Origin of the sequence: Pseudomonas sp. NA-150, from assembly GCF_044336365.1 — a bacterium.
GTDB lineage: Bacteria > Pseudomonadota > Gammaproteobacteria > Pseudomonadales > Pseudomonadaceae > Aquipseudomonas.
In genome coordinates, this window is sequence record NZ_CP172305.1 from 2,177,312 (window position 1) to 2,200,834 (window position 23,523).

The 23,523-nt window shown below is 58.7% G+C and carries 19 protein-coding genes; 9 read left to right on the forward strand and 10 right to left on the reverse strand.

Going from position 1 to position 23,523, the window contains the following annotated elements; translation table 11 throughout:
- Window positions 1-86 precede the first annotated feature (86 nt).
- The 5 genes from ACF0H7_RS10435 to ACF0H7_RS10455 form a co-directional block, all read right to left on the reverse strand.
- On the reverse strand, window positions 87-1,679 hold the full coding sequence (locus tag ACF0H7_RS10435; protein WP_397453871.1) for a methyl-accepting chemotaxis protein: 1,593 nt from the start codon (window positions 1,677-1,679) through the stop codon (window positions 87-89).
- A gap of 127 nt (window positions 1,680-1,806) precedes the next feature.
- Window positions 1,807-3,024 (reverse strand): glycosyltransferase family 4 protein, encoded by a 1,218-nt coding sequence (locus ACF0H7_RS10440; RefSeq protein ID WP_397452682.1) that lies wholly within the window; start codon window positions 3,022-3,024, stop codon window positions 1,807-1,809.
- Between the two features lie 12 nt (window positions 3,025-3,036).
- Window positions 3,037-4,359 (reverse strand): beta-galactosidase, encoded by a 1,323-nt coding sequence (locus tag ACF0H7_RS10445; protein ID WP_397452683.1) that lies wholly within the window; start codon window positions 4,357-4,359, stop codon window positions 3,037-3,039.
- A 46-nt stretch (window positions 4,360-4,405) separates the two neighbouring features.
- A complete protein-coding gene (locus ACF0H7_RS10450; RefSeq protein ID WP_397452684.1) occupies window positions 4,406-5,860 on the reverse strand; it encodes a mannose-1-phosphate guanylyltransferase/mannose-6-phosphate isomerase in 1,455 nt (484 codons plus the stop codon).
- A complete protein-coding gene (locus tag ACF0H7_RS10455) occupies window positions 5,860-7,296 on the reverse strand; it encodes an undecaprenyl-phosphate glucose phosphotransferase (RefSeq protein ID WP_397452685.1) in 1,437 nt (478 codons plus the stop codon). Before ACF0H7_RS10455 ends, ACF0H7_RS10450 begins: the two co-directional genes overlap by 1 nt.
- A 441-nt stretch (window positions 7,297-7,737) precedes the next feature.
- Here ACF0H7_RS10455 and yegS point away from each other — a divergent pair, with 441 nt between their 5' ends.
- A complete protein-coding gene (gene yegS, locus ACF0H7_RS10460; protein WP_397452686.1) occupies window positions 7,738-8,667 on the forward strand; it encodes a lipid kinase YegS in 930 nt (309 codons plus the stop codon).
- Here the strand turns inward: yegS and ACF0H7_RS10465 are convergent.
- The 3 genes from ACF0H7_RS10465 to ACF0H7_RS10475 form a co-directional block, all read right to left on the reverse strand.
- Window positions 8,651-9,310: a response regulator gene (locus ACF0H7_RS10465; RefSeq protein WP_397452687.1), complete on the reverse strand. Its 660-nt coding sequence runs from the start codon at window positions 9,308-9,310 to the stop codon at window positions 8,651-8,653. The two genes, yegS and ACF0H7_RS10465, sit on opposite strands and share 17 nt — an antisense overlap.
- Entirely contained in the window at window positions 9,307-10,197 is an 891-nt protein-coding gene (locus ACF0H7_RS10470) for a sensor histidine kinase (RefSeq protein ID WP_397453872.1), read from the reverse strand. Before ACF0H7_RS10470 ends, ACF0H7_RS10465 begins: the two co-directional genes overlap by 4 nt.
- 487 nt (window positions 10,198-10,684) lie before the next feature.
- The gene (locus ACF0H7_RS10475) at window positions 10,685-11,185 is read right to left on the reverse strand and encodes a hypothetical protein (protein ID WP_397452688.1); all 501 of its coding nucleotides are present in this window, start codon (window positions 11,183-11,185) and stop codon (window positions 10,685-10,687) included.
- A 572-nt stretch (window positions 11,186-11,757) separates the two neighbouring features.
- Here ACF0H7_RS10475 and ACF0H7_RS10480 point away from each other — a divergent pair.
- The 3 genes from ACF0H7_RS10480 (at window position 11,758) to ACF0H7_RS10490 (ending at window position 13,913) form a co-directional block, all read left to right on the forward strand.
- Entirely contained in the window at window positions 11,758-12,687 is a 930-nt protein-coding gene (locus ACF0H7_RS10480; RefSeq protein ID WP_397452689.1) for a chemotaxis protein CheV, read from the forward strand.
- A 99-nt stretch (window positions 12,688-12,786) separates the two neighbouring features.
- Window positions 12,787-13,596 carry an MOSC domain-containing protein gene (locus ACF0H7_RS10485; protein WP_397452690.1) on the forward strand — a complete coding sequence of 270 codons (810 nt, stop codon included), beginning with the start codon at window positions 12,787-12,789 and terminating at the stop codon, window positions 13,594-13,596.
- Between the two features lie 113 nt (window positions 13,597-13,709).
- Entirely contained in the window at window positions 13,710-13,913 is a 204-nt protein-coding gene (locus ACF0H7_RS10490) for a hypothetical protein (RefSeq protein ID WP_397452691.1), read from the forward strand.
- A 146-nt stretch (window positions 13,914-14,059) separates the two neighbouring features.
- Here the strand turns inward: ACF0H7_RS10490 and ACF0H7_RS10495 are convergent, their stop codons facing one another.
- Window positions 14,060-15,988: a transglycosylase SLT domain-containing protein gene (locus tag ACF0H7_RS10495; RefSeq protein ID WP_397452692.1), complete on the reverse strand. Its 1,929-nt coding sequence runs from the start codon at window positions 15,986-15,988 to the stop codon at window positions 14,060-14,062.
- Window positions 15,989-16,216: 228 nt separating this feature from the next.
- Between ACF0H7_RS10495 and ACF0H7_RS10500 the strand changes: the two genes are divergently transcribed.
- The gene (locus ACF0H7_RS10500; RefSeq protein WP_397452693.1) at window positions 16,217-18,127 is read left to right on the forward strand and encodes an ATP-binding cassette domain-containing protein; all 1,911 of its coding nucleotides are present in this window, start codon (window positions 16,217-16,219) and stop codon (window positions 18,125-18,127) included.
- A 101-nt stretch (window positions 18,128-18,228) separates the two neighbouring features.
- Here the strand turns inward: ACF0H7_RS10500 and ACF0H7_RS10505 are convergent, their stop codons facing one another.
- Window positions 18,229-18,684 (reverse strand): universal stress protein, encoded by a 456-nt coding sequence (locus ACF0H7_RS10505; RefSeq protein WP_397452694.1) that lies wholly within the window; start codon window positions 18,682-18,684, stop codon window positions 18,229-18,231.
- 102 nt (window positions 18,685-18,786) lie between these two features.
- On the opposite strand from ACF0H7_RS10505, the gene ACF0H7_RS10510 reads away from it, so the two are divergent.
- The 4 genes from ACF0H7_RS10510 to ACF0H7_RS10525 all read left to right on the forward strand — a co-directional run bounded on the left by ACF0H7_RS10510 (window position 18,787) and on the right by ACF0H7_RS10525 (window position 23,517).
- A complete protein-coding gene (locus ACF0H7_RS10510; RefSeq protein ID WP_397452695.1) occupies window positions 18,787-19,224 on the forward strand; it encodes a hypothetical protein in 438 nt (145 codons plus the stop codon).
- A 617-nt stretch (window positions 19,225-19,841) separates the two neighbouring features.
- Window positions 19,842-21,989, forward strand: coding sequence for a fatty acid oxidation complex subunit alpha FadB (fadB, locus tag ACF0H7_RS10515; RefSeq protein ID WP_397452696.1), 2,148 nt, complete (start codon window positions 19,842-19,844; stop codon window positions 21,987-21,989).
- A 24-nt stretch (window positions 21,990-22,013) separates the two neighbouring features.
- Window positions 22,014-23,189: an acetyl-CoA C-acyltransferase FadA gene (gene fadA, locus ACF0H7_RS10520; RefSeq protein WP_397452697.1), complete on the forward strand. Its 1,176-nt coding sequence runs from the start codon at window positions 22,014-22,016 to the stop codon at window positions 23,187-23,189.
- Between the two features lie 91 nt (window positions 23,190-23,280).
- Entirely contained in the window at window positions 23,281-23,517 is a 237-nt protein-coding gene (locus tag ACF0H7_RS10525) for a DUF1653 domain-containing protein (RefSeq protein WP_397452698.1), read from the forward strand.
- Window positions 23,518-23,523 lie beyond the last annotated feature (6 nt).

The following is a 23,523-nucleotide window of genomic DNA, read 5'->3' on the forward strand; positions in this document are numbered from 1 at the left end:
CGTGTTTGCGAGGCGGTGTACCTGAAACACCACGTTAGGCCACTCGTTAACACGTTAGCTCCTACACAGCCTGTAGAAGACCAAGGTTAAAACGCAAATGCCTTCAACGCCGAGCGCAGGCTTTGCGAGACGTTCTGCAGCACTTCGCCCGCACCTGCGGTGGTGGCGGCGGATCGGTTGCCGGCCTCGGCCAGTTGGCCGACTTCTTCCATGCTGGCAGTCACCTGGCGCGAGGCGTTGGTAACCTCCAGGGTGGCGGTAACGATGTTGAGCATCGAGTGTGTCGCCACGGCAATCCGGTCCTGAATCCCGATCAATGATTGTCCAGCCGCAACCACCGTTTCAATGCCCAGGTCGACATCACCAGCGCTGCGCTGGATCGATTGCACCGCACCTTCGATGCTGCGACGAATGCTCTCGATCAGCCCCTCGATCTCTGCGGTGGCGGTGGTGGTGCGCTCGGCCAGGCGACGCACTTCTTCGGCGACCACGGCAAAGCCTCGGCCTTGCTCGCCGGCGCGTGCGGCTTCAATGGCGGCGTTGAGGGCCAGCAGGTTGGTTTGCCCGGCGATTTCGCGGATGGTCTGCACGATGCCACTGACCTTGTTCGATTGCGCCCCGAGGTCGGTGACCGAGGATTGCGTTTCGCGACTGGCGGTGGCCAGACGCTGCACGCTTTCCAGGCTCTCAAGGCGCGCGCTGTCACCGGCTCGCGCCTGATCGTCGGCTTCGCCTACCGAGGTTTGCGCGGCAATCGCTTGTTTGGCGATGTGCGCAATGGTGCTGGAGATCTGCTCCATGGCGCTGCCGGTGGTCAACGCCGAGTCGGCCAGACGAATCGAGTTAGCCTTCAGTTGTTCGAGGGCGACGCTGACACTGCTCACTTGCACGTCCACTGACTCCGCACCGGCCGCGGTATCGGCCACCAGCCCACGAATACGCTCCCGGGCTTCCGCCAGGCCGGCCAGCACGCTGCCGGCAATCGGCGGACGCTCAGCGGTGCGCAGATCGCCCGAGGCAAAGCGGGCCATTTCCTGGCGCAATTCGGCGGGTTCGGCACCCAGCATGGTTTTGATCCGGCGGGCAACGAAGGTGTAGATCATCCAGGCCACCAGCGTGCTCAAACCACCGACCAGGCCCAACAGCCAACGAGCATTGCCGGAGGTGTTGCTCATCTCCAGCAGTTGCGCATCGGCGTAGGCGTTGGCCACTTGCACGGTGTTGTCGACGCCGAGGCGATGTTGATCGTAGGCGGCTTTCAATTCGCCGAAGGCCTTGCCGATGGCGACTTGATCGCCTTGTTGCAGCGCAGGTATGAAGTGTTTTTCCAGGGCGCTGAAGTAGGCGTCCGAGGCCTGTTTCTGCGCGCCCAGCAGGCTGTTTTTTACCGTCTGGTCAAGGTTGGATTTGAGCCAGTAGGCATTGCGCGTGTCGAAGTCGGCGCGCAGTTGATGAAGCTTGCTGAGGCCGTCGGCGACCGCGATGCCGTTGTTCATCAGTTGGTAAACGGTGAGGTGGGCTTCAATGACGTACAGCGGCGGTGGAAGGATGTCGGCGACCACGTCTTTGCCCTGGCCCATCTCAATCGCGGCGCGGTCCATTTGCCCGAATGCGGTGACGCCGCCGATGAAGATCGCGCCGAAACCCAGGCTGCAAGCGATGACCAGCAGCAGCAACATTCCTTTGACGGAACCCAATAATGATTTCACGGCATTTCCTCCCTGGACAGATACTGGCTAAACGCCTTATCAGCAATAGTCAGACTAACTAAACGCAGTCCGCGAGGCAAATGCCTGAACTATTTATTCAAGTGAGGGCTGCGACGCCTTCTTTTGCCGGTTGCAGTCGGCTGTAAACCCCTTCGAGTTGCGCAGCCGCCACAGCCCAATCATGTTCGGCCCTGACGTAGGCCCGTCCGGCTTCGCCCAATTGCTCGAGACGCGCTGGTTGGGTCAGGACCTGGGCCAGAATCCGCGCCAGTTCGGCAGGGTCTTCGCTGCCAAGAAAGTGTTCGCCGTTGACCACCCGCAACCCGGAGCTGCCTTGCCCGGTAGTCACCACCGGCAAGCCGGCGGCCATGGCTTCCAGCACTTTAAGCTTGGAGCCACCGCCCTGGCGCAGCGGAGCAAAGAACACCGCTGCGGTGCTTTGCAACGCGCGCAAATCGGGGACGAAGCCTTGCCATTCGATCCGTGGGTCCGGCCAGCGTTGACGCCATGTAGGCGGCAGGGCATAGCCGCAGATGGCGAATCGCACGTCGGGATCGAGTTGCCACAGATGCGGCAGAATTGCGTCGAGGGCCCATTCGACGGTGTCCAGGTTCGGGCTGTATTCGTAGTTGCCGATGAACAGCAGGCGCTTGCTGTGAAGGTCAGGCCGCACGCCGGCGTAGTAAGTGCAGTCCACGCCATTGACCACCACAGCGGTGGCTTTTTCGCTGAGGCGCGCTAGATTTTTCGCATCGTCCTCGGTCACCGCGACCAATTCCGAGGTTTGCTGGAAGACTCGGCGTTCCCAGCGCCGGTAACGCCGTTGATCGTAGGTGGCGAATGGCTTCAGCCAGGCGGGCAAGCGATCATAACTGGCGGCGCCCAAGGCCGATTCGACGTTATGTTCGGTCAACAGGAACGGCAGTCCGGCGCGGCGCAGCGGCTGTTCAAACGGCTGAAAACTGTAGCTGTGCTCGATCTGGATCGCGTCCCACGGCTCTTCGAGCAGGGCTTCGAATGTTTGCTGCAAGTGGGGGGCGTAGCCGTTGATGCTGGCCAGCATCGGCGTCGGAGCCAAGGCGACCGTGAGCAGGGTTTTCAGGCTGCGCAACGGGCGTCGCGGGAGCACGATCAGGCGTTCCAGCCAGGGCTCCAGTGCGGCGCGGGTTGCCTCGTCGAGTTCGGTTTTCGACTGCACCAGCAGGGTAATCCGGTGGCCACGCGCGGCCAGGCTGGATAACAGATGGTACTGTCGCGTCTTGCCGCCACTGGTGGTGGGCCAGGGCAGATAAGGCAATGTCCAGAGAATGCGCATGACTGATGCCTCTTATCGCCAGATCAGGATTTGCAAGCTCGATTTCGATGGTGCGGAAATCCCCTTGGGGTCGCTCAATACGGTTCGTGTGCCCACCAGCGGGTCCAGTAACGCGGCGGATTTGATTCCGGGCAACTGCAGGCTGCTGCTACTGGCGCTCCAGAACATCAACAGGTGCACACCGTCGGCGCGGTTCCAGGGAATCGCAAACAGGTCGCTGGGCGGCGTGTTCATCACGGGCGCATCGGTCGGCGACAGACGAGGCCCGGTGATGGTCAGGAAGTTGCGCAGCGCGGTGTAGGCCGGTTTTGGATTGCCCTGAAAATCCAGCAGGCCATAGAACTGGTCACGGGGCGTGGTGTGGGTGTCCATGTCGCTGAGGTTGAACAGGAAAATGCGTTGGTAATCCATCGCACTCATCAGCGCCAGGCGGCGCAGAACGTAGTCGGCCTGGCCATCGGCACCGATCACATGCTGCATGTCCTGAGTACCGGTGTAGCTCGACCAGCCCCACTCGGTGGCCCACACCTGTTTGACCCCTTTGGCATGCAGGGCGCTGTTGATAAAGGTGGCGCGGGTCAGGAAGTCACCGTCGGTGAGCGTGTCGCCTTCGGGGAATTCGGAGTAGGGATGGTAAGCGGCGACGATGTTTTGATTACCCAGGCCCATGCTCAGCAGCTTTTCCAGCATCAATCCCGGCGTGCTGTGCATTTGGCTGTAGTAGGCCATGCCGGCGGCGACGATGTTTTTGCCGGGTACATTCATGCGCAGGGCGTTGGTCACGGTGACTAACAGGCTGTCATAGGCTTGCGGGTCCTCCTGGGGCAGCCAGATGATGTTCGGCTCGTTCCACACCTGCCAGTTGCTGACCTGCGGGTAACGTTTGGCCAGCATCACCATGCGGTCGGCGAAGGCATTGAAGTCGATCGGCGGGTATTGGTCGCTGTTGGACGCGCCGGGCGGGCCGCTGCTGGCAAAGGGCGCCGAGCCCACCAGGTAGGTGACGACGTTGTAATGGTGGGCGTTGACGGCAGTCATTGCGCCGTCCATGTCGGTCAGGTCGTATTTGCCCGGCTCGGGTTCGATGGCTGCCCAATGGGTGGTCAGGCGCACCCAACTCAAGCCCAGGCGGTCGAGTGCCGCCATCTGTTTTTCATAGACGTCCGGCGCAAAGTACTGGAACTGAGCGTTGACGCCGAGGAAATCCTTCCACTCTACGGCGCGTGGCGCACGCAGAGTGGTCTGCGCCGCTAAGATCGGGCTCCACGGCACCGTACTCAAGCCGACAGCGCCAGCGAACAACAGGGGACGCCAATTAAAAGGGGTACGCCACATGCACAGTGCCTCTACACGCTTGGTGTCGTTATTGTTTGAGTGACACTCAGGTCCTGACAGCGTCCGGCACACGACCATAAATATCAGTGAAGCGCACAATGTCATCCTCGCCCAGGTATTCGCCGCTTTGCACTTCGATCATCACCAGGTCGATAACCCCGGGGTTGACCAGGCGGTGCGTGCGACCGGGCTTGATGAAGGTCGATTCATTGGTGTCCAGCAGAAACTCCTGCTCACCATTGGTCACCATCGCCATGCCGCTGACGACAATCCAGTGCTCGCTGCGATGATGGTGCATTTGCAGCGACAACGAGGCTTTGGGACGTACCACGATGCGTTTGATCTTGAAACGTTTGCCTTCCTCAAGAACTGTGTAGGTGCCCCAAGGGCGGGTCACGGTCCGGTGCAGGCGATAGGCATCATGACCCAGGCGCTTGAGTTCCTTGGCGATCACGCGCACGTCCTGGCTACGGGACGCATCGGCGATCAGCAGGGCATCGGGGGTGTCGACGATGATCAGGTTATCCAGGCCGACGCCACCGACCAGTCGCCGTGGCGAATCGATATAGCAGTTGGTCACGTCGTGAAGGACGGTTTCACCGTTGGTTTGGTTGCCCTGGGCATCGGCCGGACTCAGTTCGCGCACCGCCTGCCATGAGCCAATGTCGCTCCAGCCCAATTGGCAAGGCACTACCGCGACTTTCTGTGACGGCTCCATGACTGCGTAATCGATGGAGATGTCCTGAGTCTGGGCGAACAGTTCGCCGTTCAACTCCAGTTGCAGTTCGTGATTGCCTTCCTTGGTCGGACTTTGCTCCAGGCAGGCACGAACCGACACCAGCACCTCGGGCGCATGCTCGTGCAGCTCACGCAACATCGTGTCTGCGCGCATGCAAAACATGCCGGCGTTCCACAGGTGCAGGCCGCCATCGAGGTAAGCCTGGGCAGTGTCGGCGTCCGGCTTTTCGATGAAGCGCGCGACCTGATAGCTGACGGCGTTCAGTGCTTGGCCCTTTTCGATGTAACCGAAGCCGGTTTCAGCCTTGGTCGGGACAATGCCGAAGGTGGCGATCCAGCCCTGATCGGCCAGCTCCCGCGCTGCGGTGACCGCTTGCGCGAAGGCGTCGGTGTCCTGGATCAGATGGTCGGCCGGCAGCACCAGCAGGTGCACGTCTTCACCGTACAGGCGTGTGATGTGCAGCGCGGCTGCGGCGATTGCGGCAGTGGTGTTGCGGCCGAACGGTTCGAGAATGAAGTCCAAGCTGGCGTGGGTTTTATTCAGCTGGCGGTAGTCGTCCACCGTACGGAAATACACGTCGCGGTTGGTGACCGTGAGAATTCGATCGACGCCCGGCAGTTGCGTCGCCCGGACGAAAGTCTTTTGCAGCAGACTTTCCCCATCGGGCAGGCGCATGAACGGCTTGGGCATGGCTTCCCGGGAAACCGGCCACAGTCGGGTGCCGGCACCGCCAGCGATAATGCACGGAATCAGAGCGCTCATCAGTAGACCTCACGGGTAAAGATCACTGCCGGAACAGTGCGAAAGAGGATGTACAGATCAAACCAGACTGACCAGTTTTCGATGTATTCAAGATCGAACTCGACACGTTTCTCGATCTTCTCCAGGGTGTCGGTTTCCCCGCGATAGCCGTTGATTTGTGCGAGTCCGGTGATGCCCGGTTTGACCCGATGACGTGAGGTGTACTCTTTGACCGCTTCTTCAAACAGGATGCCGGCGGCCTTGGTGGCCGTGGCGTGGGGGCGTGGTCCGACCATGGACATGCTGCCGGCGAAGACGTTGAACAGCTGCGGCAACTCATCAATGCTGGTCTTGCGGATAAACCGCCCGACCCGGGTGATGCGGGCGTCGCCACGGGTGGTCTGCTGCTCGGCGTTGGCGTCACTTTGGTGGGTGTACATCGAGCGGAATTTGCAGACCTGGATCAGGCGGTTGTTGTAGCCATAGCGTTTTTGCCTGAACAGCACCGGGCCGGGGGAGTCGAGTTTGATCGCGAGAGCCACCAGCAACATGATCGGTGACAGCGCGAGCAGGGCGAGGGTCGACAGGACCATATCCTCCAGACGCTTGAAGAACGGCGACCAGCCATTGAGCGGCACTTCCGACGCATTGAACATCGGCAGGTTGGCGACTTCGGTAATGCGGTTGTGGGCATGGCGGAAGGCGATCATGTCCGGCACCAGTAACACGTTGACAGGCAGTCGGCGCAGTTCGCGAATGATGTAGTCCATGCGGTTCTCCGCCGACCAGGGCAGGGCGACGAGCACTTGGGTGACCTTCTCGTCGCGGATCAGCCGTTCCAGATCGCCGGAGTTGCCGAGCAAGGGCAGGCCGGCCACTGTTTTCGGCATGCGTCCGATACGGTCATCGATAAAACCGGAAACGCCGGAGCGGATGTCCTGGTTCTGCTTCAGGTATTCGGCCAGGCGCTCACCGTTTTCAGTGGCGCCGAGGATAATTGCGTTTTGCAGGAAGAAGCCTTTTTGCATCAGTCTTTTGAACAGTGCCAGCAGGACCAAGCGTTCCACACCGAACAAAATGAAGCTAATGGCGAACCAGAGCGCCAGTTGCACGTTGGAGATGTAGTTGAACAGCGACAAGGCCTGGTGCATGAACAGCAGCAGGCAGAACGCGGACGTCCAAGCGAATAGCGTCAACTTGAAACGCAGCATGTTGCTGAAGATGGATTCGGCGTAGACGCCCACCGACTGGAAGATCAAAACGCTGATAAAGCCGAAAAACAGCAATACGCTTATGTAGTACCTCAATCCTTCGAGGTAGCCGTCCTGCCAGAACGCCAGGATGATCAGGCCGGGCAAAATGCACGTGGCCCCATGGATTAACCGGATGCCGAATAGAAAATACTCAACCAGACTGGTGCGTGTCAGCAGAAGACTGTTAACAGGCTGCAAGCGCATAAAGCTCTCCCCACTCACTTTCGTCGTGAATCAGTGCCGGATTCGGTGCATTGCGGCAGGCGTTCACTAGATGCGTCAAATAAATGACTAATGCGCATTCTGCTGTCTTTGAAGCCAATATTTTGTCGAATTAAACACGGCCAACGACTGCAATTCAATGGCCATTTGACCCAAGACCGGTTTTTTTCCGAAAACATGGGTGAAATTGGTAACTAAATTCCCAATGATGGGAAAATGCCTTGATTGGAGTAAAGCCTATGAAGCAGCTTGTGTCCTCCCTGCTGGTTTTCTGTTGCTGAAAAGTGCTCGGTGTGGCTCGGACTGCTGCCGAATCAGCGTGTACAACCTCAACGGTTTATCCCTTGTTTTATGAGCGGCAGTGCATTTTTTCCCCCTGATGGGGTCAACATCCTCGCGTGGCGGACAACAGGGGACGATTACATGAAACAGCGGACGGCGTTTTTGATTTTGCACGGCAAGCAGGCACTCAACGAGGATGTGCGCGCGGCGGTGGCGGCCAAGCGCGAGGAGGGCTGGCAGTTAGACGTGCGCGTGACCTGGGAAGCCGGCGATGCGCGTCGTTTGGTCCTCGACGCCTTGGCCGCAGGGCAGCGAATCATCGTTGCTGGCGGTGGCGATGGCACCTTGCGGGAGATTGCCGAAACCCTGGTATTGGCCGAATCGCGCTATGCCCATGAGGCCAGCCTGTTACCGCTGCCGCTGGGTACGGCGAATGACTTTGCCCGCGCGGCCGGTGTGCCATTGACCGCCAAAGCAGCGCTGGATTTGTTGGAGGTCCCGGCACGACCGGTAGACATCGGCGAGGTCGATGGCCAGTTTTTTTTGAACATGGCCACCGGCGGTTTTGGCAGTCAGGTCACGGCCAACACGTCCGAGGAACTGAAAAGAGTACTGGGTGGCGCCGCCTACCTGTTCACCGGGCTGTCACGTTTCAGTGAATTGAATGCCGCCTATTGCGAGCTGAATGGGCCGGATTTTCATTGGCGGGGTGACTTGCTGGCGCTGGGCATTGGCAATGGGCGGCAGGCGGGCGGCGGTCATTTACTGTGCCCGGCCGCCTTGGCCAACGATGGTTTGCTGGAAATCAGTGTCCTGCCGGCGCCCCAGGAAGTGGTGGCAACGCTCAAAGGGTTGCTGGAAGGCGGGTTGGGGATCGATAACCTGTTTGTGCGCGCGCGTTTGCCGTGGGTCGAACTCAAGGCCGCGCAAGGGTTGGACATCAATCTGGATGGCGAGCCCCTGAGCGGTGAGGCGTTTCGTTTTGCTGTGCGTCCGGCGGCGTTGCGAATGCATCTGCCAACGCACTCGCCATTGCTGGGTACGCCGGCACAAATCAGTCGTCGAGGCTGATGATGCGTTCCCGGACACAAAACAGCACCAGGCCGGCGACGTCGTAAATCTGCAAGCGTTTCATGACCTGCGAGCGATGGGTTTCCACGGTCTTGATACTCAGCCCCAGGCCGCTGGCAATTTCCCGAGTGGACTTGCCGCGCACGATCAAGCGCAGGATTTCCAGCTGGCGCGCCGTCAGGTTGTGATTCTCCATCGGCTCCGGGCGGCTGGCCTGGGCACTGATCAAGGCCTGGTTGATCACGGTGTGGGCGATGGCCGGGCTTAGGTAGCGTTCGTTATTGCGCAGTGCATCGAGGGCTTGCTCCAACTCGGTGCCGGTGGCGTCCTTGAGCAGGTAGCCGTGGGCGCCCATTTCCAGTGCGCGCATGATCATCTGCGGGTCGGTGTGCATCGACAGGATCAGCACCTTGCTGTCGGGCAGCACCGGCAACAGTTTTTCCAGCGCATCCAGGCCATTGGTGTCCTTCATCGAGATGTCGAGCAGGATGATGTCCGGGCGCAGTTCTTTGGCCAGGTCGAGCAAGTGCGCGCCGTCGTTGGCTTCGCCGATGACGGCGTAGCCGGGAATGTCCGAGACCAGAGCGCGTACGCCTGCTCTGATCAGCGTATGGTCATCGACCAGAAGCAATGTGCAGATCATAAACCTTTGCTTTTGTTGGCTCGTTCACGGGCACGCGGTGCCCAGGGAAAAAGTGCTTCGATTTGCGTACCTTTGCCGGGTTGGCTGTGGACTGTCAATGTACCGCCCAGCAGCGCAATACGCTCGTTCATCCCAGCCATGCCGCGCTGGCCTTCCTGGCCGGGATCTTGCGCCGGGGAAAACCCCAGTCCGTCATCGGCGATGTACAGTTGCAGGCCCTCGGGCGAACGCTGCAAGCGCACCAGCAGGTTGGTGGCCTGGGCGTGTCGCAACATGTTGGTCACGGCTTCTTGAGTAATGCGAAACGCCGCTACCGCCATCTCTTCCGGAATGCCGGCCAGACGCTGATGGCATTCCATGCTCCAGTGCACTGGCGTATTGGCCAGGGTGCGGACCAGGTGGGCGCGCAGGCTGGCTTCGAGGCCCAGGCTGGCGAGTTGGCGCGGATTGAGAATGGCTGACACGTCGCGAACCTTGGCCAGGGTTTCGTCCAACGTGGTGCACAGCACGGCGAATTGCGCTTCCAGTTCTGGCGGCAAACGCCGTTGCAGCCAGTCACTCTGCATTTTGGCCGCAGTCAGCATCTGACCAATGTCATCGTGCAGCTCTCGGCTCAATCGATGGCGTTCGGTTTCCTGGACTTCGAGCATGCGCTCGGCCAGTTCCCTGGGCTGGAAATTGATTGAGTTGCCGCTTCGGTACAGGCAATACCAGGTGCTTAACAGCGCCGCCAGATCCAGTATCAGCAAGCTGACCGGGAATGGCCGGCCGGTGGCATAGACAACAAAGTTGCCGGCCAGCGAGCACAGGCAGAGCAGGGCTGTCAGGTAGCGTGCATGGTGTTTGCCGAGGGGCCAAAGCTTGAATGACTTGATGCTGGCATGCATAGCGGATGGAGCCATTGTATGTACGCTGCGGAAAACCTGTTTCGGCTGCTTTCAGGTCGGTGTCAGGCGAGCACGAGGTTCTCGGCGCATCACCTTCGGTGGGTGTATCCAGTAACGGGTCGCTGCGTGCACTCTCCTGAAAAAAACACGACCTCAATTCAAGGGCGCCGATCTTACCTGAACTGGCCGGATTATTAAGTGCTTTAAGTGCAATTGACAGAACTCATTGATGCTGGACAACTGTCCAATCGGTCAGGAGTTTGGCTGTTTGAGGTCGAGTGCAAGTTGGTTGTAACAGCGTATCAGCTGTAGCGCTCCGACAGTTTTTGAAGTAGGGAAGTTGATAGCGGATGTCGCGAATGAGCTCAACGGTTCGTTATTGAGTCAATCAGCACGGTAATGACGCACACTCCGGCGGGTCATCATCGGCGTTATAGAAATAAAGCGCTCGCTTTTGCAGCGCTTTGCTTTCTGTGTGTGGATGATATCAAGCCAGTCGTATTGGGTCGGCGCCTTCCGCAGGGCTGGATTTCAACTTCAGTGAGGCAGACCAGGCCTGGCTAGGCACGAGACTGGCGAGTTCGCCTTCGACGCCGGCAACAATCGCAAAGGCATACAAAAGTTCAAGCTGTTCATGATCGTCGAGCAACAGCACACCGGTATCGGCATCGACCAATTCCAGTTGCCAGGCCAGCAACGTGAAACAGTTCTTGAGGGTTAACAACGCTTCACCCTGCAGGCAGGTGTGCGGGTAGGCAAGGCTTAACAACCGATGAATGCGCAGCGCGAAGTCGGTTATACCGTCCAGCGCCAGCTCATTGGCCTTGTTTGCCAGGGTCAGCAGGGCGCTCAACAGGCATTCGATGGCGTCCCTGTCGTTGACGAACAGTTCGAGGTGACTCAGACATTCTTCCGACTTGGCCAGAAGTGTCTGTGATTCGATCAGGAAATCGGGAAGCGAGTGCTGCCATTCTTGGCCGTTCAACATGCTTTATCTCCACAACTCATGGACAGCGAGCGTAAGGCGTGCTCTGCGAGTAGCTTCAAGTTAATGTTGAAATCAATCGGAAGTCTGTAGTCTTTTTCCGAATGTTGTTTCTCAATCTCATTCAACCCCGTCATCCGTCTGTGCCAGCGCACTGCAAAACGACGGATGAGTAATCCCTGGCCCGTCGCCCTAAGCCTTGATAGCACATCAAGGAAGGCAACGATCCTCATGGTGTTACTTGACCTCGGTCCTGCGATAACAGACAAGGGCCTGACTCCATTCATGCAATGAGAATGGCGTCACATTAATGGCTATTAGATGTCGCGAATATCAGGTTGGGCCTGATTGCGGCTCAGGGTTTCCCCTAGGCATGACCGAGCGGTCTGCTTGTGTGCGGAATGAGGCGGTGTAACGACCCACTGAAGTGATCGTGGTAATGACGCGCCGAGTAAAGCATGATGTTAATGTGACATCAATGGTTTTGCAGGACTCTCGTTAACATTAACGTCCTGCTTACGTCAGCCGATAACCCGGTGAGCGCCCTCAACCCGAACCACCTCCAGGAGTCATTAATGGCCGGCATTCTCGACACGGTAGATCAACGTACACAGCTGGTGGGTGAGAATCGCCTGGAAATTCTTATGTTCCGCCTGGCCGGGCGGCAGTTGTTTGCCATTAACGTGTTCAAGGTTCAAGAGGTTTTGCAACTACCCAAGTTGACCTTGATGCCTCAACGTCATCCGTTTGTCTGTGGTGTGGTCAACCTGCGCGGTCAGACGCTGCCGGTGATCGACTTGTCCCAGGCCATCGGCATGCGCCCGCTGGTGCCGGGTCCGAACAGCACGATTATCGTCACGGAATACAATCGCTCGGTGCAGGCGTTCCTGGTGGGCGGCGTGGACCGCATCGTCAACATGAACTGGGAAGCTATTCTACCACCGCCGGCCAGCGCCGGTCGCCAGCATTACTTGACGGCCATCAGCAAGGTCGATGACCAGTTGGTGGAAATTATCGACGTCGAGAAAGTGCTCGCCGAAATTGTGCCCTACAGCGCCAAGGTCTCCCGTGAAAAACTCCAGGACCCGGTGCTCGAGCGCGCCCGTGGTCGCGAAGTGCTGCTGGTCGATGACTCCAATGTGGCCTTGAGCCAACTGCGCGATACCTTGTCGCAGCTCGGGGTGAAGATGCACGTTGCCCGCGATGGCTTGAAGGCGCTGAACATGCTCAAGGCCTGGGCTGACGCCGGTGAGGTGATGACCGACAAGCTGTTGATGGTCTTCACCGATGCCGAGATGCCGGAAATGGACGGCTATCGACTGACCACCGAAATCCGCAATGATCCGCGGCTGCGCAAGTTGTACGTGGTGCTGCACACCTCGTTGTCCGGCAGCTTCAACGATTCGATGGTGAAGAAGGTCGGGTGTGACAACTTCCTCTCCAAATTCCAGCCGGACAAACTGGTGGACGTGGTGCGCGAGCGTTTGATGCTCGATGAAGCTTGATATTCCCCCTCGTTTTAACCCGCCCCTGCATCCGTAGGGGTTGTCGAGCAGGGCCGCAACTCGTATAAGTGGGCTCTTTTGGCTTTCAGGGAGCTGACCATGTTGCGTCTCAGCGCGCTTTATCGATTTCCACTCAAGTCCGGCATCGCCGAACCCTTGCAGCAGGCGCGGTTCGACGGGCTGGGTCTGGCCGGGGATCGGCGCTGGATGTTGGTGGACGAGGCGACTGGACGGTTCTTTACCCAGCGGGCCATGCCGCAGATTTCGCAGCTTTCTGCCCTGTGGAACGCTGCCGGAGGCTTGACCCTGGCGGCGCCCGGCTTTCAAGCGCTGGACGTAGCCATTCCCGAAAATAGTGAAGCAACGCTACGTGGCGTAACTATATGGCGCGACACCCTGCGCGTGCCCGATGCGGGTGATCAGGCGGCGCAGTGGCTGAGCGAATTCATGGGCCGGCCTACGCGCATGGTGCATGTGCCAGATGAGCGAGCGCGTTGGCTGCCCAGCGGCTACGGCAACATCGACGACAAAGTCGGCTTTGCCGATGGCTTTCCGTTGCTGGTGATCGGTCAGGCGTCGCTGGATGATCTGTCGGCCAAAGTCGGCCGGCCACTGGAAATGTTGCGTTTTCGGCCGAACCTGGTGATCGAGGGCAGCGAAGCGTTCGCGGAGGATACCTGGAAACGCATCCGTATCGGCGACATGGAGTTTCGTCTGCTCAAAGGCTGTTCGCGCTGCATCCTGACCACCATTGATCCCAAAACCGGCGAGCGTTCGCCAGACCGTGAACCCATGGCCACCTTGAAAACGTATCGCGAGTCGGAAGGCGAGGTGTGGTTTGGGCAAAACATGGTGAACGACGGTCCGGGCACGCTGGACGTGGGGATGACGGTCACGGTGCTGGAGTAGATCGCTTTCGTTAAGCGATTCGACAGGTTGGTCGCCATGTTTGCGGTGCGTTCCGCGGGATGGCGGCGTAATTTGATCCGTGGATGAAACCGTCAACCCAGGGGAAACAAAAAATGAACGTCAGCCCGATCAAGATTCTGTTAATCGTCGGTACATTATTCCTGAGCGCTTGCTCGGGTGTGTCGACCGGCTCCGGTTCGTATTCATCGCTGGATAATCAGCAATACGGTCCGGCCACCACGACCAAAGCGAACTTCAATAGTGGTTTGGGCAGCAGCTTCAACCAGTACGGCCTGGGGTTGATGGAACACGATTGATTGCTAATACCCCCGTTGATAGTAAACACGTTGTTCCGCAGCAGTCCGGCTTGCCGGCGTCGGCGTTCATAAAGCCGCCTCGCCGGCAAGCCGGACTGCTACGGGTGTTTGCTTCGCGACGAAGAATCTCCGACAGACATCACTGCTTACTGATCATCAAAAAACCGCTCGTTCCAATCCACCAACGGCTGAGGCAGGTTAAGCTTGTGGCCGTAGATCACCGAATAAGACAGTACGTTCTGCACATATTGACGAGTTTCGTCGAACGGAATGCTTTCGACCCAGACGTCGAACGCCAGATGATTCGCGCCGCGCAGCCACTGTCTTACGCGTGCCGGCCCGGCGTTATAAGCGGCTGAAGCCAATACCCGATTGCCGTTGAACTGGCCTTGCACCTGGCTCAAGTACGCCGCGCCCAACTGAATGTTCTTGTCCGGATCCAGCACTTGCTGTGGCGATGCCAGCGGAATGCTGAACTTTCGTGCGGTATCGCGCGCGGTGGCCGGCATCAGTTGCATCAGGCCGCTGGCACCGGCACCCGAGCGCGCGTCGTCCATGAAGGCGCTTTCCTGGCGGGTGATGGCGAACACCCAGCTGGAATGCAGGCCGCGCAGGTTGGCTTCGCGCACCAGTGTGTCGCGATGGGCCATCGGGAAGCGGATGTCCAGATCGTCCCAGTACTGCGCCTGGCTGATGGTCCGAATGGCCGGGAAGTACCAGTGCATGTCATAGGCCAGCTTGGCCTGGGCCACCATTTCATCGCGGTTGAACAAGCGGGTCACGTAATACCATTCGCGACGACCGTCGACTACCTCGCCACGGTTATAGAACTCCAGCGCTCGGCGCACGCCGGGCGTGTTGCGCACCTTGTTGATGGTCTGTTGGCTGAGCATCAGAGGCTTGTTGGTCAACTGATAAGCCGTTTGCGAGCGATCGGCCGCCAGGAAGCCATAAAAGTCGCGTTCCTTGGCCACGATGCGGTACAGCACCGGTACTTGCGGGTTGCTCGGTTGCGCCAGCTCCAGCGAGCGCGCCTCCCAGTAGCGCCAGCGATTGGTGGTTGCCAGGTCCTGGGGCAGGCGGCGAGTCAACTGGTAAGCATCTTCCCAGCGGCCCAGGCGTAGCAGCAGGCGCAGGCGCCATTCAGTGACGGTGTTGTCGCGCAGGTCTGGATCATATTTTGTCATGACCTCCAGCGCGCGGCTGTCGTAACTGCGGGCCAGGGTCAGGCCGATTTCCTTGGCGATTGCTACTTGCTCGTCGCGGGAGAAGTGCATCGACGACGAGTAGCTGTCGAGCATTTCCATCGCGCGCTGCGGATCGTCCTTCGCCAGTCGACGCAGACCCAGGCCGACCACATCGGACATGGCTTCATCGGCCGGCAGGAAGCGTGAAGGATCGTTGAGCATCTCGGGCTTTTGCGCGACCGCGATCAGCAATTTACCCTGCGGTGCGAGGCTCACCAGGCTGTTCACCAGCGTGTTGGCCAAGCTGTAATTGCGCGCTGCCGCTGCCAGTTTGGCGCGCTTCCAGCGTTTGTCTTCGGTCAGTTGGCCGTCTGCGGCCCAGAGCCCGAACAGGCCGTCGCAGGCATCCGGCAGGCTTTTGCTGGTCATCCACAGTTTTTCCGCGGCTGCGTAGCCTTCTGCGCGCTGGTTATGACTCAACTGATATTGGCCGTGCAGGCAATCGAGTTCAGTGAAATTGAGCTTCGGGTCGTAGTACTGCTCGAAGGTTGCCCAGTCATCGCGGTCGGCCAGCCAGCGCAACCAGCGCAACTTCATCCAGTTCGCTTGCGGCAGGTCGCCATGATCGGCAAGAAACTTCTCGATCTCGGCGTTGCTGGCGGTCTTCAGGCGTGCCGTCAGCTCGTCGTATTCCAGGTACGGCTCCAGCGGATAGTCGGCCAGCGCCTGGCTGTAGCGAAAATAAGGCCCTGTATCTCCACGGGCCAGCGCACGTTTGGCCTCATCGTAATATTGGCGCTGTAGGGTGATGTCTACCGCTTGAACCGACTGGGCGGCGGTAGCGGAGAGAAGCAGGCAGGATAAAAGGCCGAACAAGCGACTGCGCATGAGACTTCCGTGCAGATGAATCGAGAAAAAGTACTGGTAGCTTAGCCTTTTGCCCGCTCAGGGTGAAAGCATTGCCGGTCGACACTGCGTTACAGAAACATTCGATGGCTGAACGCGAATGGAACGGGATGGCGAATGTCAGGTCACGGAGGCCAGGCGTTTGTCATTGAATGCCAACATGCGACGGGTATCTCAGGTAGAATGCGCCCCCGGTTTTTGGAGAAGATCATGACCCTGCTCAAATTCAGCGATGTGTCCCTTGCTTTCGGCTCTATGCCGTTGTTGGACAAGGTGTCCTGGCAGATCGCCCGTGGTGAGCGGGTGTGCATCATCGGCCGCAACGGCACTGGCAAATCCAGCATGTTGAAGCTGGTCAAGGGCGTACAGAAGCCCGATGACGGCGCCGTCTGGCGTGCTCCCGGGCTGAAAATCGGCGAGTTGCCGCAAGAGCTGCCGGAGGCCGACGGGCGGACCGTGTTCGACGTGGTTGCCGAAGGCCTGGATGGTGTCGGTGCCTTGCTCGCCGAATACCACCACCTGAGCCAGAACATCGTCACCGCCGAGGACCTGGACAAGCTGATGCACGTCCAGCACGACCTCGAGTCCCGTGACGGCTGGCGTTTGCAGCAATTGGTCGACAGCACCTTGAGCCGCTTGCAACTGCCGGCCGACAAAACCCTGGCCGAGTTGTCCGGTGGCTGGCGTCGTCGGGTGTTGTTGGCCCAGGCGCTGGTGTCCGAACCCGATCTGCTGTTGCTCGACGAACCCACCAACCACCTGGACATCGGCGCGATTGCCTGGCTCGAAGAGGCCTTGATGGGCTTCCAGGGCGCCGTGCTGTTCATCACGCACGACCGGTCCTTCCTGCAGAACCTGGCGACACGCATTCTGGAACTGGATCGCGGCGGCCTGATCGACTGGAATGGCGACTACGCCAGTTTCCTGGTCCACAAGGAAGCTCAGCTGTCGGCAGAAGAGACGGCTAACGCGCTGTTCGACAAGCGTCTGGCTCAGGAAGAGGTCTGGATTCGTCAGGGCATCAAGGCTCGTCGTACCCGTAACGAGGGCCGTGTGCGTGCCTTGAAAGCCCTGCGCGTCGAACGCAGCGAGCGTCGTGAACGTACCGGCAAGGCCAACATTCAGTTGGACACCGCAGACAAGTCCGGCAAGCAAGTGATGGTGCTGGATAACGTCAGCTTTGCCCATCCGGGCGGCCCGATGCTGATCAAGGACTTCTCCATGGTCCTGCAGCGCGAGGACCGTATCGGTCTGCTCGGCGCCAACGGTACCGGCAAGACCACGTTGCTCAAGTTGATGCTGGACAGCCTGCAGCCTACCAGCGGCAAGGTGGAAGTCGGTACCCGTCTTGACGTGGCTTACTTCGACCAGTTGCGTCACCAGTTGGATCTGGAAAAGACCGTAATCGACAACGTCGCCGAAGGTCGCGACTTCATCGATATCGATGGTCAGAGCCGCCACGTCTTGAGTTACCTCGGCGACTTCCTGTTCAGCCCGCAGCGTGCCCGCACGCCGGTGAAGGCGCTGTCCGGTGGTGAGCGTGCCCGTCTGTTGCTGGCCAAGCTGTTCAGCAAGCCGGCCAACCTGCTGGTCCTCGACGAACCAACCAACGACCTCGATGTGGAAACCCTCGAGTTACTGGAAGAAGTGCTGTTGACCTTCAAAGGCACCGTCCTGATGGTCAGCCACGACCGGGCATTCCTCGACAACGTAGTGACCAGCACCCTGGTCTTCGAAGGCGAAGGCAAGGTGCGTGAATACGTCGGTGGTTATCAGGACTGGCTGCGTCAGGGTGGTTCGCCGCGTCTGCTGGGCGTTACCGAAAACAAATCCGGTAAAGCCGAGCTGGCGAGTGCGGTGGTCGAAGCAACACCAGTGGCGGCGCAGGAAATGCCGGTGGCGAAGAAGAAGCTCAGCTACAAGCTGCAACGCGAGCTGGAAGCCTTGCCAGGGCAGATCGATGCTGTCGAAGGCCAGATGGCCGTGCTGAATGCCGAGATGGCGGAGGCGGGCTTCTATCAGCGTCCTGCCGAGCAGACCGCTGCGGTGTTGGCGCAACTGGAAAACCTGCAAGGGCAACTGGATGCCTTGCTGGAGCGCTGGGCCGAGCTGGACGCGTGACTCCGGTCACTTTGCCGAGCTGAATAAAAAGCCCGGACCCTTTGCGTGCAAGGGGCCGGGCTTTTTACTGAGCGTTGAACTGAATGTCGGCGTTATATGAATCAGTGCTTGGTGGCCAGGCGTACGGCCAGCACATCGCACGGGGCGCCATGGAGTACATCGTTGGCGGTCGAGCCCAGCAACAGCGCCAGGCCGTGACGGCCGTGGCTGCCTACCACAATCAGGTCGCACTCCTGAGTTTTAGCCAGGTTGTGGATTTCCTGGCGTGGCTGGCCATAGGTGAGGTGGCAGTCGCTCAGATTGATCGGTCTATCATGATTTTTTAAATATTTATGCTTCAGCGCTTCGAATTTCTCCTTGGCCTGATCGAACTGCTGTTGCTGCAGCTGAGAAAGGTCCATCGGCACGTCGCCGCCAAAGGCCATGGCCATCGGCTCGACAATGTGCACCAACGACAAGGTGGCACCACTGGCTATCGCGAGATCGCGAGCGCGGCGGATAACGGGATCGCATTCTTCGGTGAGGTCAACGGCAACCAGAATGTGTTTATACGACATGAGGAATTCCTCTTGAGGATTGCGATAGCCTTGAGTATGGCTCTTTTTACGCACAGCTGTGTGCGCCGTTAATTTTGATAATTACTTCTGGGAATAAGAAATATGACGGTCTGGATAGTGCTGTCAATCCTGGCAGCCGTTTTAAGTCCTCTGGCATGGTTGCGACCGTCGCGTCGGCAGAGCGGCAAAATGGCGATTCGCCTGGCCGCTCGACGCATGGGCCTGGGCATGCAATTGGCGCCGCAGGAATGGCCGCACTGGCTGCTCACGGAGCCGCCGAGCCCCTGCGCGCAGTACCATCGACCACGCAGCCAGAAGCAGGCAGCGTGCTGGGTGTATTGGCAAACCGAGCCGGGTGTGTGGCTCAATCGCTGGCGTGAACCCTGTGAAGATACCCAATTGATGGCGCAGCTCGCCACGTTGCCGGCCGACGTGTTCAAGGTCGAGGCCGATCAGCAAATGATCGCGTTGTATTGGGGGGAGCGCGGGGAGCCGGAAATATTGCAGCGTATTGCTGGGGTGCTCAAAGCACTGGCCTGATCAGTGAGTACTGGCTAAAGGCCTGTTTTCTGGCGATCGGGCATTAAAAAGCCCGATAACAACATCGGGCCAGGGTTGGCCAGGCAGGCCGATAATCGGTGGCAATCCCTCGCGCAACGCAGGGAGAGCTGTGCGCTGCAAGCGCTGTTTCAGGTCGTATTGAAGCGCCGGAAACGTGGTGCGCTGAATGTAGACCTTCCTTAAGCGTTTGTCGCTAGCGCGCCTCTTTTTTATCCATAAATTTATTTTATGCCCCGAACAGGTGCAGGGTTTGCCTCACCCTTTGCACCATCACTGCCATGAATATTAGTGCATCACAGCTGACGCGAAGTTGTAACAGCAGCGGTCAACAGTGTGCGCGTGTGGATGAAATGCCGCGTTTATTGGTGTTTCGTGGAATTGACAATTGGCGGGAATTCCACGAAGGTAGCCACACCCAAATCAAACGGGCGTATGAAATGAGCGTTTGCACGTCAGACAGCTCTTACAGAATCCCGACTGTCGCGGCGGAGGGTGTGCCTCGCGGTTTGGCGTAGCATCGATGGCAACGTCGCAGCCACGTCGGCCCCTAGCGTCCAGCGCGTATTGTTTAGCTTCCATATCGTGGAGATCAGTTGATGATTTACGAAGGTAAAGCCATCACGGTTAAGGCTCTTGAAAGTGGCATCGTCGAATTGAAATTCGACCTCAAGGGTGAGTCCGTCAACAAGTTCAACCGTCTAACCCTCAACGAGCTGCGTCAGGCCGTTGATACCATCAAGGCAGATGGTTCGATCAAGGGTGTGATTGTCAGCAGTGGCAAGGACGTCTTCATCGTCGGCGCCGACATCACCGAGTTCGTCGATAACTTCAAGTTGCCGGATGCCGAGCTGGTGGCTGGCAACCTCGAAGCCAACAAGATTTTCAGCGATTTCGAAGACCTCAACGTTCCCACCCTGGCTGCCATCAATGGCATCGCGTTGGGCGGTGGTCTGGAAATGTGCCTGGCCGCGGACTTCCGCGTCATGTCCAACACAGCCAAGATCGGCCTGCCGGAAGTCAAACTGGGGATCTACCCTGGCTTCGGCGGTACCGTGCGTCTGCCGCGTCTGATCGGTGCCGACAACGCCATTGAGTGGATTGCCTCGGGCAAGGAAAACCGTGCCGAAGACGCGTTGAAAGTCGGCGCTGTCGATGCCGTGGTTGCTCCCGAAAAGCTGCAGGAAGCTGCACTGGACCTGATCAAGCGCGCCATCTCCGGCGAGTTCGACCACAAGGCCAAGCGTCAGCCAAAACTGGACAAGCTCAAGCTCAACGCCATCGAGCAAATGATGGCGTTCGAAACGGCCAAGGGCTTCGTCGCTGGCCAGGCCGGCCCGAACTACCCGGCACCGGTCGAAGCGATCAAGACCATCCAGAAAGCCGCCAACTTCGGTCGGGACAAGGCGCTGGAAATCGAAGCCGCCGGTTTCGTCAAAATGGCCAAGACCTCGGCTGCACAAAGCCTGGTCGGCCTGTTCCTGAACGATCAGGAACTGAAGAAAAAAGCCAAGATCTACGATGAAGTCGCCAAAGACGTGAAGCAGGCTGCCGTACTCGGCGCTGGCATCATGGGCGGTGGCATTGCCTATCAGTCGGCTGTCAAAGGCACGCCGATCCTGATGAAGGATATCCGCGAAGACGCCATTCAACTGGGTCTGAACGAAGCCTCCAAGCTGCTGGGTAGCCGTGTCGACAAGGGTCGTCTGACCGCTGCCAAGATGGCCGTGGCCCTCAACGCGATTCGTCCGACGCTGTCCTACGGTGATTTCAATACCGTCGACTTCGTGGTTGAAGCCGTGGTCGAGAATCCGAAGGTCAAACAAGCGGTACTGGCTGAAGTCGAAGGCCAGGTCAAGGAAGGCACCATTCTGGCGTCCAACACCTCGACCATTTCCATTAGCCTGTTGGCCAAGGCCCTCAAGCGTCCGGAAGATTTCGTCGGCATGCACTTCTTCAATCCGGTGCACATGATGCCGCTGGTTGAAGTGATCCGTGGCGAGAAATCCAGCGAAGTCGCTGTGGCAACCGCCGTGGCCTACGCCAAGAAAATGGGCAAGAACCCGATCGTGGTCAACGACTGCCCGGGCTTCCTGGTCAACCGCGTGCTGTTCCCTTACTTCGGCGGTTTCGCCAAGTTGGTCAGCGCCGGCGTGGACTTCGTGCGCATCGACAAAGTTATGGAAAAATTCGGCTGGCCAATGGGCCCGGCGTACCTGATGGACGTGGTCGGCATCGACACCGGCCACCACGGTCGCGACGTCATGGCTGAAGGCTTCCCGGATCGGATGAAAGACGATCGTCGTTCGGCCGTAGACGTGCTTTACGAAGCCAAGCGTTTGGGCCAGAAAAACGGCAAGGGTTTCTACGCCTACGAAATGGACAAAAAGGGCAAGCCGAAGAAAGTCGCGGATGCCGCTGTGCTTGAAGTGCTCAAGCCGATTGTCTTTGAACAGCGTGAAGTGACTGACGAAGACATTATCAACTGGCTGATGATCCCGCTGTGCCTGGAAACGGCTCGTTGCCTGGAAGACGGCATCGTCGACACGGCTGCCGAAGCCGACATGGGCTTGATCTACGGCATCGGTTTCCCTCCATTCCGTGGCGGCGCGCTGCGTTACATCGACTCGATCGGTGTGGCTGCTTTCGTTGCCCTGGCTGATCAATATGCTGATCTGGGTCCGCTGTACCACCCGACCGCGAAGCTGCGTGAAATGGCCAAAAACGGCCAGAGCTTCTTCGGTTAAGCGCCCAACGACAGAGAGGAATTTATGAGCTTGAATCCGAGAGACGTCGTGATTGTCGACTTCGGTCGCACCCCGATGGGCCGCTCCAAGGGTGGCATGCACCGTAACACCCGCGCTGAAGACATGTCGGCGCACCTGATCAGCAAATTGCTGGAACGCAACGTCAAGGTCGATCCTTCGGAAGTCGAAGACGTGATCTGGGGCTGCGTCAACCAGACCATGGAGCAGGGCTGGAACATTGCTCGCATGGCGTCGTTGCTGACTCAGATCCCGCACACCTCGGCAGCGCAGACGGTCAGCCGCCTGTGCGGTTCGTCGATGAGCGCGCTGCATACCGCCGCGCAAGCGATCATGACCGGCAACGGTGACGTATTCGTGGTCGGCGGTGTCGAACACATGGGTCACGTCAGCATGATGCACGGTGTCGATCCTAACCCGCACATGTCCCTGTACGCTGCCAAAGCGTCGGGCATGATGGGCTTGACCGCAGAAATGCTCGGCAAAATGCACGGCATCACCCGCGAAGCGCAAGACGCGTTCGGCGTGCGTTCGCACCAATTGGCCCACAAGGCCACGGTTGAAGGCAAGTTCAAGGACGAAATCATCCCGATGCACGGGTATGACGAGAACGGCTTCCTGAAAATGTACGACTTCGACGAGACCATTCGTCCAGAAACGACATTGGAAAGCCTCGCGGCCCTGAAGCCGGCGTTCAACCCGAAAGGTGGTACCGTGACGGCGGGTACGTCCTCGCAGATCACCGACGGCGCTTCGTGCATGATCGTGATGTCCGCACAGCGTGCCCAGGACCTGGGGATCCAGCCAATGGCGGTGATCCGTTCCATGGCAGTGGCAGGTGTGGACCCTGCAATCATGGGCTATGGTCCAGTACCAGCAACCCAAAAAGCCTTGAAGCGCGCGGGTCTGAGCATTACCGATATCGACTTCTTCGAACTCAACGAAGCGTTCGCTGCACAGGCCCTGCCAGTGCTGAAAGATTTGAAAGTGCTCGACAAGATGAACGAGAAGGTTAACCTGCACGGCGGCGCAATTGCTCTGGGCCATCCATTTGGATGTTCCGGTGCCCGTATCTCCGGCACGTTGCTGAACGTCATGAAGCAGAATGGCGGTAACCTCGGGGTTGCTACCATGTGCATCGGCCTCGGTCAGGGCATTGCCACCGTCTTCGAACGCGTTTAAAAGGTTCGACCGATGGATGCCGGGGCCTTGTGCCCCGGCTTTTGTTTTTCAGGATTTGTATTTTTTTGGTTTTATTTTCGAGGGCAACAACATGCAGTTACAGCCAGGACTCTATCGCCACTACAAGGGCCCTGAGTACCGTGTATTCAGCATTGCCCGACACTCTGAAACCGAAGAAGAGGTGGTGTTCTATCAGGCTCTATATGGCGACTTTGGCCTGTGGGTACGCCCGCTGAGCATGTTTCTCGAATCCGTCGAGGTTGACGGCGAGCACGTGCCGCGCTTTGCTTTGATTCAGGCCGAACCGAGTCTGTTTTCAAGGCCTTGAACCGAG